Annotated in this window: 10 protein-coding genes; 4 read left to right on the forward strand and 6 right to left on the reverse strand. The window is 46.7% G+C overall.

The window, feature by feature from the left end:
• The first annotated feature begins 287 nt into the window (after positions 1-287).
• Positions 288-1394 carry a nicotinate mononucleotide-dependent phosphoribosyltransferase CobT gene (cobT, locus tag QT984_RS16130; RefSeq protein WP_333057989.1) on the forward strand — a complete coding sequence of 369 codons (1107 nt, stop codon included), beginning with the start codon at positions 288-290 and terminating at the stop codon, positions 1392-1394.
• A 311-nt stretch (positions 1395-1705) separates the two neighbouring features.
• Here cobT and QT984_RS16135 read toward each other — a convergent pair whose 3' ends face one another.
• Entirely contained in the window at positions 1706-2104 is a 399-nt protein-coding gene (locus QT984_RS16135) for a hypothetical protein (RefSeq protein ID WP_242715966.1), read from the reverse strand.
• Positions 2105-2572: 468 nt separating this feature from the next.
• Positions 2573-2731 (reverse strand): hypothetical protein, encoded by a 159-nt coding sequence (locus QT984_RS16140; RefSeq protein WP_333057988.1) that lies wholly within the window; start codon positions 2729-2731, stop codon positions 2573-2575.
• A gap of 69 nt (positions 2732-2800) precedes the next feature.
• Between QT984_RS16140 and QT984_RS29815 the strand changes: the two genes are divergently transcribed.
• Together QT984_RS29815 and QT984_RS16150 are read left to right on the forward strand one after the other, a co-directional pair.
• The gene (locus QT984_RS29815; protein WP_445243076.1) at positions 2801-3010 is read left to right on the forward strand and encodes a phycobiliprotein lyase; all 210 of its coding nucleotides are present in this window, start codon (positions 2801-2803) and stop codon (positions 3008-3010) included.
• Positions 3007-4116: an extracellular solute-binding protein gene (locus tag QT984_RS16150; protein WP_333374415.1), complete on the forward strand. Its 1110-nt coding sequence runs from the start codon at positions 3007-3009 to the stop codon at positions 4114-4116. The genes QT984_RS29815 and QT984_RS16150 overlap by 4 nt, the downstream gene beginning before the upstream one ends.
• Positions 4117-4326: 210 nt before the next feature.
• Here the strand turns inward: QT984_RS16150 and QT984_RS16155 are convergent, their stop codons facing one another.
• The 4 genes from QT984_RS16155 to QT984_RS16170 all read right to left on the reverse strand — a co-directional run bounded on the left by QT984_RS16155 (position 4327) and on the right by QT984_RS16170 (position 10415).
• Positions 4327-4833, reverse strand: a complete 507-nt coding sequence (locus QT984_RS16155) for a hypothetical protein (RefSeq protein ID WP_333374417.1) — start codon at positions 4831-4833, stop codon at positions 4327-4329.
• Positions 4834-4878: 45 nt separating this feature from the next.
• Positions 4879-8106 (reverse strand): PAS domain-containing protein, encoded by a 3228-nt coding sequence (locus QT984_RS16160; protein WP_333374419.1) that lies wholly within the window; start codon positions 8104-8106, stop codon positions 4879-4881.
• A 666-nt stretch (positions 8107-8772) separates the two neighbouring features.
• Positions 8773-9903, reverse strand: a complete 1131-nt coding sequence (locus tag QT984_RS16165) for an aldo/keto reductase (protein ID WP_333374421.1) — start codon at positions 9901-9903, stop codon at positions 8773-8775.
• 5 nt (positions 9904-9908) lie between these two features.
• Positions 9909-10415, reverse strand: coding sequence for a bifunctional nuclease family protein (locus tag QT984_RS16170; RefSeq protein WP_333314292.1), 507 nt, complete (start codon positions 10413-10415; stop codon positions 9909-9911).
• Between the two features lie 638 nt (positions 10416-11053).
• Here QT984_RS16170 and ribE point away from each other — a divergent pair.
• The gene (gene ribE / locus QT984_RS16175; protein ID WP_333057983.1) at positions 11054-11770 is read left to right on the forward strand and encodes a riboflavin synthase; all 717 of its coding nucleotides are present in this window, start codon (positions 11054-11056) and stop codon (positions 11768-11770) included.
• Positions 11771-11974 lie beyond the last annotated feature (204 nt).

Here is an 11974-nt window from a genome sequence, read left to right on the forward strand (position 1 = left end):
ATGTTGAAGTAATTCTGCATCGGCAAGTTGATTCTGCGAATCAAGAATCCCCTCGGCTTTAGCCAGGGGAGTGTCAAGAAGAGTAGTTATTGGGCCTGGGGCATGCGGCATGGGGCATCGGGCATTGCTAATTGCTAATGGCTACTAAATAACTAATGACTAATAACTAATAGACCTCTCCTGCAAAGCAAGTCTTGAACAGGCAAGATGCCTGTTCCACAATAATTATTGCAGAGGTCTAATGACTGCTGACTAATGACTACTGACTACTGACTAATGACTAATTTATGATTGGTATTTATACAGAAATTGAACAGGGGCAGCGATGGCTCGATCGCTATCGAGGACGAAAACCGATATTTGCCTGCGTGTTAGGATTTACCGCGACAGGCTTAATTCCGGGGATTTCAGCAGCAGGAGCAACCCCGCACGATCGACAATTTACTTGTTTAGCCGATGCAGAATTTTTGTATAACGGCCCCCAACCGTCGCCCCAATATCCTTTGCCGCCCCTAGAAGCGGGTGCCTCGCCGGTACTGATATCTCGCGCTGTAGTCGAAGCTTTGGAACTGCCGCTTTACCTATTTAATGCTGGTTTGCCCCTCCCACCTACCGTACCTGCAATTGATTTGGGCGGCACTCCGGCAAAGTGTCTGATTTCTGGCAATGCTTTAGAACTCGAAACAGTCAAACATTTGCTCGAACAAGGATTAATTTGGGGAGCTAAATTGGCTGCTCAAACTAATGGCAGCTATTTAATTTTAGGGGAGTGCGTAGTTGGGGGAACGACTACTGCTTTGGGCGTGTTAATGGGTTTGGGTATTGCAGCGGCAGGCAAAGTGAATAGTTCTCATCCTCGCTGCAATCACGCTCAAAAATTGGCTGCGGTGACAGCGGGACTCAATAATGCTGAGTGGGAAATTAACGGACAAAACAGCACTCCCCTAGAATTGGTAGCGGCGGTGGGCGATCCGATGCAAATAGCGGTGGCGGGAATGGCGATCGCCGCGAGTCGGACTTGCGGGGTGCTTCTGGCCGGGGGTACGCAAATGCTGGCAGTATACGCTTTGATGCAAGCCTTAGCCCGTGAATATGCTCTGCTATGGTGTCCCGAACAAGTTGCGGTGGGGACTACGCGCTGGGTAGCCGAAGACCCTACAGGAGACACTGTAGGACTTGCTAATGATATCGGCGGTGTGCCTCTGTTCGCCGCGCAGCTAAGTTTTGCGGGTTCTCGCTACGGGCAACTGCAAGCTTACGATCGCGGCTATGTTAAAGAAGGGGTCGGTGCGGGATCGTGTGCGATCGCCAGTGGCTTGACTGCAAATTGGACTCCAACTCAACTCCTCCACGCTGTTGAAGCTTTAGCCTCGCGGTGTGAAGTTAAAAATTAAGTACGTAGTTATAGCAATCGATCCCGGATTTGCGAACTTCTCTCTTTGTGCTCTTTGTGCTCTTTGTGCTCTTTGTGCTCTTTCTGCTCTCTCTCTGCGCCCTCTGTGCCCTCTGCGGTTCATCAAAAAAAATCTTGTTCACCAAACAAAGAGGATTGCTATTTCTATACCAAATCTCGCCTTAATATGCTATTTCCATCCTACTTGTGCGAGACCAAAAACTCCCTACAATCACTCTATAAGTAGACGAGCATAAATCGACGCAAATTGTATTTTTTCTGAAATTAATACCCGATACCCGGTAGCAATATTTAATTAGGCCCGCCTAGATGTTGCGAGTGCATTCTTTTGGAGAGCAACTGTTCTTCCAAGGCTGCAATTCGATTGTAAGCTGCTGTTAGCTGAGCTGTTAAGCGCTGGATTTGAATCTCAGCGCTCAGCTCTTTTTCCAGGCTTTGAGAATTTTTGTCGAAGTAGCTGTCATCTAACAGTATGTCTTTGTGTTCGAGGAGGCCGTCGAGACTGCTGTAGCTTTGATAGGGGGAGGTTTGATCATTTCCTAGCGTTCCAGAGCGATCGTTTCTCTGTTGCTGAGTCAGCTTCGTCTCCTTGGCCGACTCCAAGAGCTTTTCATTGAGGTTTTCTATGAGTTTGTAGAGGGCCTCGACTTGTTGGCTCAATACTGTAACTTGCTGGCGGAGCGCTTCCATACAATTATCCTTTGGCTCGTAACTTAATATCTTTACATTTTAGGTAAATCTTTACATAACTTGGATTTATCACTAAATTATTTAATTTTTGACGTAATTGTTGTGTTTCTAATTCTGACGGTAGATTTAGGGAGCCAGCCTGAAGATAATCGCTCGCCATTCGTGAGTCGATTGTAGATTTTAGATTTTAGGTTTTACATAGTCTTGGACACAGGAACCGGGTTGGTTAACCTCCATACTTCGTTCAAACCTTGAATCAGAGATAAAACGTCGGGTTTCTGAGAGTCGGATGGCAGAGCGTCCTATTAGATTGACTTCGCTCTCGCTAGTGCTTTCAGGATTTAGATAAATTGGTTTTTAGTTTTTTTAGTTATTAATCTGTCGCCGATATAAAAATAGTTTTTCACTTCGGTTGTGTAAAAAGCGTCATCTAACGGCAGATGGCAGCGCTCTCGTTGTTTCGTTATATTAAAAAATGTAACACAGATGCAGTCGATCGACCGGGCTGACGAGCAAAACTGGCTCAAAGTAACTTGCAGCACAGAAATTAGGCGTTAAGTTGACGGAGTTTTCGGCATCGGAAAGCTCGATCGACAATGTAGAAGGTAAAATCAGGGCAAGAGCCAATCGATTGCGCGATTTTAGATTTTAGATTTTAGATTTTAGATTTTAGATTTTAGATTTTAGATTTTAGAATTGATCCCATGGATAAATTCGGGGGATTGTATCCTGGATGCTTTCGGTCAAACAGACTCTCTTGGCAGCAGAACCGAGTACAATGGCTCTGTGTTTGAAAAAGAAATAAGACAAATCGGCGCCCACTACCGGACTCGACAAACAATTATTTCCCCGGCTGTAGAACACAAAACGATGGGTCAATATTTAGAAAAGCGGATTGACAGGTGAAACGAAGGTCTTTGCTATTGGGGGCCGCCACCCTAACTTTAAGTCAATTGGCGGCAGGGTGCGACTCGAAGCCGATTCTCAAAATTCGATCGCTCAAAAACGGTATTCCGGCCCAACTGGTAAGCAAATTTAGGCGCGATGTACAACCGTCTCCGCTTTTACAGGTAACGCAAGAAGCACAATTAAAAGAATTATTCGCCCTGTTGCAGGAGTGGAAACGGGTTCCCGAATCAAAAAATCAAGCTAACTTGGTGATGTTGGGAGATTACTGGCTGACTTTGGCAATTCGGCAAAAATTGATTAAGCCGATCGATCCTGGTAAGTTTGCTAATTGGTCACAATTGCCCGAAAGATGGCAAAAACTCGTCAGGCGCAACGATGAGGGTAAATTAGATCCTCAAGGTAAAGTGTGGGCTGCACCTTACCGCTGGGGAAGTACGGTAATTGCCTATCGAACCGACAAATTTAAGGCTTTGGGGTGGACTCCGACAGATTGGAAAGACTTGTGGCGAGTCGAATTGCGCGATCGAATTTCTCTGCCAGACAGTGCCAGAGAAGTTATCGGTTTAACATTAAAAAAACTCGGAAAATCTTACAATACGCAGCAATTAGATCAAGTCCCAAATCTCAAAAAAGAACTCGCAAATCTGCACCAACAAGTTAAACTTTATAGTTCTGACGCTTACCTGCAACCATTAATTTTAGGCGATACTTGGTTGGCAGTAGGTTCCTCTGGGGACTTGCTGCCACTGCTGCAAACTCAAAAGGATATTGCTTTAGTAGTTCCGGTTTCGGGAACTGCACTTTGGACAGATTTGTGGGTAGAACCAGCATCGGGGAATCCAGTTTCTTTAGTTGACAAATGGATTGATTTTTGCTTACAACCTCGGGTTGCTCCTCAATTATCTTTGCTCGCAAAAGCTAGTTCGCCGATAATTGTCGGCATGAAACCCGAGAATTTGCCGGAAGCTGTTCGCACTAATTCTGTGTTGTTGCCGGATGCTAAGATTCTTGCTGCTAGCGACTTTCTGCTGCCGTTTGGGGATGCGGGCATTTCGCTGTATCGATCGCTCTGGCAAGAAATTCGGCAAGTAGTGAGAAGTTAAATTACAGTCATCCCGCGAGCCCGCCAGGGGTTGAAACCCCTGTCTAATAGCTAAAGTCCTCTCAAAGAGGACTGAAGAACTCATTAGTCGTCTTCAGACGACTTTAGCTTTGAGGCAGGGGTTTCAACCCTTGCCGGACTATGGGTTTGACCTTAAGTTGACACTCCCAAAGGCACGGCGCCGTGTCCTAACTCTTGTAAGGACACTAATCTAAAAGCCTTTCACCCCTCCTCGAAGACCTGGATTTGAGAGAGATTCTAACTCAATCCGACAGTTAAGCCGATCGCCCTTGCACGAATAAACTGCCAAAGCAGTGCCTTGACGGTTGCAAACTCGCACATTGTAACCATAATCGTTGGCGACAGTGCCAAAGCGGTTAACAAACTGATAGCGTTCCATATAATCGAGCAAACTCCAAAGTTGGCGATTGACTATGATAATTACCCAAGTATTGCCGGGATCGACAAACCAGCGATCGAGCAATTTTCCGCCAAAGAGTTTTTGAGCTAACCACAGACTCGGCACGCTTTTTTCGGTTTGCGAAAGCGGGGGCGACGGGAAATTAGCAGCGCTGCCAGTCGGGCAGACAGGCTCCTGGGAAAAAGCCGCAGATTGCTCGCAGAGCAAGGCTCCGAGGCACGCATAACAGGCGATCGCGAACAAAAATAAACTTTTTGTCAAAATGCCATGCCTGCGGGTATCAACATCGTATTTCATAATTAGTATTTTCTTTTTTATATATTTCCCGTAGATACTGTCATGTTAAAATTCCGATCGCCTAAACAATGAAGCAGGCAGACAAGCAGTAAAAGTAGAACCGCAATCTAACTCGCTAGTAACTTCAATATCGCCGCCCATCATCTGACAAAAACGCTGACTGATAGTCAGTCCCAAACCAGTACCCCCGTACTTGCGAGTAGTTGAATTGTCCGCTTGAGTAAAAGGTTGGAACAGTCGCTCTTGCTGTTCTGGTGTCATGCCGATGCCCGTGTCCGTCACTCGGAAAATTAAAAAATCTGCATCCAAAATTAACATTTGAGCAACTTTCGGTTGATATTTATTTTTTAATTCTTCACTGGTAATTCTTTCGACAGTAAGTACGATCGCCCCATTAGCAGAAAATTTAGCAGCATTGCTGAGCAAATTCAGCATTACCTGTCGCACTTTCATCAAATCGCCGTGCATGGCGCCGATATTGTCAGAACTCAATACTTCCAAAGTATTGCCGTTTTTATCCATTAGCGGTTTGATAGTTGTTGCCACCTCCTCGATTAAGCCGCCGACATCGAAGCTTTCGAGGTAAATCTCCATCTTGTCAGCTTCAATTTTGGAAATGTCGAGAATGTCGTCAATTAGGCGCAGCAAATGTTTCCCAGCAGTGCGAATTTTGTCTAAATCCGAGACAACCTCTAAGTTGCCCAACTCTTCGGCATCTTCCACCAGCATATCGCTGTAGCCGATAATCGCGTTGAGGGGAGTGCGTAACTCGTGGCTCATGTTTGCCAGAAAAGCACTCTTGGCGCGGTTGGCGAGTTCTGCGGCTTCTTTAGCCAACTGCCATGCTTCCTCAGCGTCTTTGCGTTCGGTGATATCCCGCAGTGTCGCCACCACCGCTTCGACGCTGCCGTCTGTCGCCGATACCGGGCTGAGAATGTACTCGTAGTCGCGGGTTCCCCAGTTTGCCGTGGGGACAATTACTTCGCCTTTGACGGGTTCGGCTGTGGCAAATATGCCCTGGCATTCTTGGTGAACCCGCTGCATAATTGTTGGTGGCCAGCCTAATTCCTGCCAGGTTTTGCCAATCATTTCTCTGGGGTTCATGCCGGCAGCTTGAGCCGCGGTGCGGCTGACATAGGTGTATTTCCCCGATCGATCTACTAGAAAAATTAGGTCAAGAGAAGCACCGAGAATGCCGTCAACTGTTCTGGCGTGTCGGGCTACTTGAGCCGTCATTTGTCTGACTGTGATGGCGCCGCGGACTCTGGCGGCGAGTTCAAACCGCAAGAGTTCGTTGGCTTGTTTGAGGAATAGGGTGCGCTGTTCGACTTCTATTTCTAGTTCTGCTTTGGCTTTTTCTAGGGTGCGTTCGGCAAGTTTGCGATCGCTCACATCTGTAGAAATTGTACCGACTGCATAAGCTTTACCTTCGGAGTTGCAGAGGGGAAATTTCAGAGAAATATAAGTGTGCGGGCCGTCGTCTTGAGGAATGATTTCTTCGAGGGTTAGGGGCGAGGAGGATTCGAGAACTTTCAGGTCATTTTCTCGCAGGGCTGCTGCTTTGTCTTGGGGAAAAATATCGCCGTCGGTTTTCCCTGTTATTTGCTCTTTTGCGATGTCGAACAAATTGTCAAAATGGCGGTTGGTGAGCAGGTATTTTCCGTCAAGGTCTTTGATGTAAATTACTGCTGTTGAGTTGTCTAAAATAGCTTGCAGTAGTGCTTCGCTCTTTCGCAGGGCTTTTTGAGTGTTTTGGCGATCGAGTATTTCTGGCTGCAATTCCCAGTTGAGGCGATTTAAGTCTTGCCAAGCTTCCTGGACTTGATTTAAGGCGATCGCGCTTTTTTCTAATTCTGTATTTTCTGTATTTACCTGCCGCGACTGGTTTGAGACGGAGTTTTCGGGCAATTCTAGGGGTTGGAAAGCGAGCGGGATGTGGGGATTTGCGATCGGTCGAGCGCCCGCATTTTTTTTATATCGAAAATCGACTGCTAATTGACCATCTAAACTAGATTTTTTAGGAAATAAATCGGGGAATTCGCCGAAATTTAAATTGTCATAAATTATATCAAATGTCCGCGATCGCTGCTGCGGTTCGGCGCTGGAGTTAAATGCCCAATTCCCCTCTGCTGTTGATAAATCTGAGTTAGCGGGTTTGGCAATTCGGCGGGTGACGGCAACTCCCAAGGCGAACGGGATAACGGCAGCCGCAGACATTGCCAGCAGCCAGTTATTGCCCCCCCAAGTTTCTATTGATGTTTTGGGGATGAATCGCACTAAAATTGCGGCTGGTTTTCCGGCTAAATTGCCAAGGGATTTGGCAGCTACAGCATAAGTTTGACTGCCTGTTTGTACGTTTCCGGCGACTGGTTTGCCGCCTGCTGCGAGTGCAGATTTCAGCAGCGATTTCTCTGCCAGCAAGTCTGGTAACTGTTGGTTTTTTGTAACTGCTTGCGAACTTGCCAAAACAAATTTGCCGTCAGCCAGCGGTGCGTAGATAGCCTGATATCCCCCGCCCTGTAAATTGATGGTTTTGGTGCTAGCAACTGCCGAAGTTTGGCTGATAATTTCTCCTAAGACTAAGGCAGCAATCACTGTCTGATTTTTGGGATCTTTTATGGGAATTGCTGCGTAGTTGAGGAGAACAGGGCGAGATCCCTTTCCGGCCGGCAAAGATCCCAATTGTTTCTTAACTTCTGAGTTGGCAATGATTTCGGTGGCCGTAATTGACTCTTTTGTAGCGAATACTCGATCGACTATTTTTTGCAGGTTAAAACTTTTTCCCTTCTGGTTAGAGTTGACGCTAACCACTATCTGCCTGTTTTTTCCAACTAATGCCGCGCTGTCTATTTCCCCTGTTGTGACTTGATTTTCTATAATTTGCTTGACAGATTTTTGCAAATCTGATACTTTTTTACCGCTGTTGTAAGCTAAGGCTATTTGGGCGATCGTTTTGCTGTCAGAGGAGTTTTGCAAACGGTCGGCGGCGCGATCGAGTTTGAGATTGTAGTTAATTTCACTAAGGCTCAGTTCTGATTTAGCTTGATTTTGCAGTTGATTGCTTCCAACTGCCGATGTTAGCCAAAGTGCTGCAGCCGTTAGTCCGACGGGCAAGATTGTTTGTAAAGTCAGCAGTCCGATTAGCTGTTTTCTGGTAACAGATAAGTTGTAGGTACACGGCTTGAAAGCTGCTTTCAATCTTCTTTCGGAAGTCGCAACTTTAGTTTGCTGCAGACAATTTTGCTGGCTGTCGTTTAACTGAGTATGAGCCATAGTAGTAGATGCGGGATCGGTTATAGATGACAGGCGATCAATTTTAGATTTTAGATTTTAGATTTTAGATTTTAGATTTTAGACTTCGGCGTGAGTGCTCAGTTGAACGATTTTAGATTTTATATCGAGTTCGGTTAATCACTCATCATAAAATTGTTGCCTCTCGCCGCCAACCCAGCAAGAAAATGACTGGGGTATTCTCAAATAAATCGGTTTCTAGCTGTTGAATCAGATGGTGTTATTTAGTTGTTTTTACATATAATAGTCGGCTCCTATTTAAAGTGTGTTGGGAGCATCCAAATGAGTGCTTTCACAGGAGTGTTCGCGGTTAGATGTAGGCTTTGCTGTGCAAGATACTCGCTCCTCAAAAACGCTTTTTGCAAAATCGGGATGCTCCTCCATACAGTCGTAAAACGAAGTAGTTGATCGATCGACTGTATCGTAAATTTAGTTAAACAGAGATGTTGCACCATTTTCAATAAGGTTTTTATGGGCGGGCTCTCCTGCCCAACCCCTACTCCCCACAAGAAATTAATTCTTTGTGGAACAGGGATCTTGCCTGTTCTGGAGAATGGTGCAAGATGTCAGTTTAAACCAAAGTTTAGCGTAATTATTGCAACACTTAGATACGCTCGATCGACCTTTTCCCTGCTTCACACCTTTTTTTCAATCCCACAACCGCCTGCCTGCTTTGCCACCGAGTCGCTGGTGAGTATCTTTGAGCAAGGTTGGGATGTCTAACTCTTCGGGACACCGGGGCAAACATTCGCCGCAATCGGTGCAGCGGTTGCCTTTGCTGCCGGGAAACCAGTGTCCGGCATTTTCAAACATGGCATAGCGGTATTTGCCAAAGTCAGTCATGTCGCACCCGACGGCGAGATTGCGGAGTCGCAATACTTCGGGAATGTTGATGTTTTCCGGGCAAGGCAAACAGGCATAGCACTGGCTGCATTTGTCGGTTTTCAAAGTGTCTGCAATAACCGATTCTAGCCGATCGAACGCAGCGATTTCGGCGTTGGTGAGGGGAAAGTCGCGATCGCAATATTTCAGGGGTTGCTCTAATTCTGTGGCATTTGCAGGGCCCACACTCAAAGTCCCAATCCTAGTATCGCTAAGTAAAAATCGATAGTTCAACTCTAAAGGCGAGAAAGGCGAGCACAATTGTGCGAGAGTTTCCGGGGGCGTGTAGAGTTGCCCTCCTTTATCGGCTGGGGAAATGATGAAAACGCCCATATCTTTGTCTTTGGCGAGTTCAATTGCCGGGGCGTTGCGCTGAAAAAAATAGTAATAATGCAGGTTGACAAATTCAAACAAATCTGTATTGATTGCAGCCAAAATCAGATCCAGAGGCCCGTGAGTCGAAAAGCCGACGTGCCGAATGATCCCATCAGCCAGGGCTTTGCGTACTGCTTGCATACAGCCTGTGGCCGATCGCACCATCGCCAAATGTTCCCAAGTATTCAAACCGTGAATTGCCAGACAATCGATATAGTCTAAATTCAGGCGTTTGAGGGATGCGTCGATGCAGCGTTCCATTGCTGCTGCATCCTCGGTTGGGGAAATTTTTGTAGTGATGTGGAGGCGCGATCGATCGACAGACAAGCCAGCCGAAAGGGCCGCGCCAAGATAGTCCTCGCTGCAACCGTAACCTGCAGCCGTTTCCAGGTGATTGATTCCCTGAGACACAGCCTGTTGTACAGTCTGACAGGCAGTTTCCTCAGAAGCCAAATAGCGCATGGTTCCCAAGGAAAATACAGACAGGTGCAACTCCGTTTTGCCAAACCGTCGATAGCGCATAAAGTTTAGGAAGTTTCGCCCGGGCTGAAGCCGCTTCTCTTAATCAAATCCTCTGGACGGAGGTTTGAGATAAATTCCCGGAAGGCCCGGCGTTCGGCCTCATCAGCATCTCGATCGACAGGTATCGAAGCATCGGCGACGACTTCTTCCATCACCCAGATGGGGCTATTCGTTCGCAAGGCTAGGGCGATCGCGTCGCTAGGTCGGGCATCGATCTCTTTTTTAACTTCTCCCTGACGGACGATCAGGACGGCATAGAACGTGTTATCTTGCAGCGAGTGAATAACTATGCGCTCCAAGGTAAGACTCCATGACTCTAAAAAATTGACCATCAGATCGTGAGTTAAGGGCCGAGGAGGCTTGTGGCCTTCGATCGCGCTAATAATAGCCTTTGCTTGCTCCTGACCGATATAAATAGGCAAAGCCCGTCGCTCAGTAGCGTCTCTCAATAGGACAATAGGACTGCGCGTGGCTGCATCTAAGGCAATTCCAGCGACTTTCATTTCAATCATAAAAATACTCGGTAAGTGGGAAACTCAGAGACTTTAGTCCTGAGAGGGAAACAACATGGGCGGTTTCAACACATTCGACTACGCGAGAGTGACCACCACCTTGAATCCCCTTTCCCCTTTCGGGGGTAGAGGGGTATGGTTGCCCCTCTTTGGAGATATGGTTGTCTCCGGCTCCCTTTCGGGGTAATGTTCGCTTGTCGGTCAATGTTATGAGAGCTTGTTAGACTTGCAACACTGTCTCTGTTACCTTAAGACTGTTTAATTGCAAATGACAGAGCGGAAAACTAGCGTCGCATTCTCCGGTGTCGTGACTCAAATAACGTAGCCAGTTAAGGCTGAGGCCCGTCAGCACAGCTTGCTTCGATTGCTCTTACAAGCTCAGTCCCTGGTTTTAGGGCTGGGTTACTGACAGAATTAAGAAACTGCAAGGCGGTAGAAAACTCGGACATAAAGATGACCTAAATCCAGTATGACTCGATCTTCGCCTGAATCTGCAACTGATCTGGGACTATCGATTTTAGATTTTAGATTTTAGATTTTCGATTGACTCCGGGGGACAGGGGGACGGCAAAACCTCCTGCGTCTGGTTTGTGACTGTGGTTTGATGTAAATAGGCGATCGACTAAGGAAAAATACTTATGTTTACAGGACTGATTCAATCTCTCGGAAAGCTGAAGTCGTTAGGCAACGATTATTTCCAAATTTCCTGTACCTCAAACAACTCCTACCTAATTTTACAAGATTTGGCCATTGGGGACAGCGTAGCCGTGGATGGAGTCTGTTTGACGGTAGTGGAAGTTCTGCCTGCGACGGGTTTTGTCGCCGTCGCTTCCCCAGAAACCCTCCGGCGCACAACTCTGGGATCATTCCCCGATGCTTTGGTGAACCTAGAAACCTCCCTGCGCGCCGGTAGCAAATTGGGGGGACATTTTGTGACGGGGCACGTAGATGCGATCGGCACTTTAGCGACATCCACCCAAACCGCCAACGCTTGGGATATGCGCTTTACTGCCCCACCTGTAGCAAATTCGGGATGGCAACGTCAAATCGCACCTTACATCGTTTCCAAGGGCAGCATCGCCGTCAACGGCATCAGCTTAACCGTGGCAGATTGCGATGCTGACGGTAATTGGTTTGAAGTTGCTGTCATTCCCCACAGTTTTGGTGAGACAAACCTCAGCTATTTGCAACCAGGAAGTTTAGTAAACTTAGAAGCAGATATTCTGGGCAAATATGTCGCCAAATTTCTCCGCAGCGGCTCAAAATCCCATCCCGAACCTTGGGAAGAAGATTCCGCAATCAACAGTTTAGGAACAATTACACCCGAATTCTTAGCAGAACACGGATTTATGTAATCAATGAAACAATAAAAATCATTGCTGAACGAAGTAGCTGTGGGCAGACTAGCATCTTTTTATCATTTAGAATATAACTTTTAGTTGTAGTATATCACCATTCTCTTGCTTTGCACAACTCATTGATACGTGCTATATACCATTGACGTTGAACAGAGAAGGCGGTACAATTTTTATTAGGGGTTTCTCGGCTATCTCTTCCAG

Origin of the sequence: Microcoleus sp. Z1_B2, from assembly GCF_036700325.1 — a bacterium.
Classification (GTDB): Bacteria; Cyanobacteriota; Cyanobacteriia; order Cyanobacteriales; family Microcoleaceae; genus Microcoleus.

What these genes read in the sequence shown, in the direction of transcription:
- QT984_RS16170 (WP_333314292.1), bottom strand. Translation starts at nt 10,415, where the DNA reads ATGATTGAAATGAAAGTCGCTGGAATTGCCTTAGATGCAGCCACGCGC.
- ribE (WP_333057983.1), top strand. Translation starts at nt 11,054, where the DNA reads ATGTTTACAGGACTGATTCAATCTCTCGGAAAGCTGAAGTCGTTAGGC.
- QT984_RS16160 (WP_333374419.1), bottom strand. Translation starts at nt 8,106, where the DNA reads ATGGCTCATACTCAGTTAAACGACAGCCAGCAAAATTGTCTGCAGCAA.
- cobT (WP_333057989.1), top strand. Translation starts at nt 288, where the DNA reads ATGATTGGTATTTATACAGAAATTGAACAGGGGCAGCGATGGCTCGAT.
- QT984_RS16165 (WP_333374421.1), bottom strand. Translation starts at nt 9,903, where the DNA reads ATGCGCTATCGACGGTTTGGCAAAACGGAGTTGCACCTGTCTGTATTT.
- QT984_RS16155 (WP_333374417.1), bottom strand. Translation starts at nt 4,833, where the DNA reads ATGAAATACGATGTTGATACCCGCAGGCATGGCATTTTGACAAAAAGT.
- QT984_RS16135 (WP_242715966.1), bottom strand. Translation starts at nt 2,104, where the DNA reads ATGGAAGCGCTCCGCCAGCAAGTTACAGTATTGAGCCAACAAGTCGAG.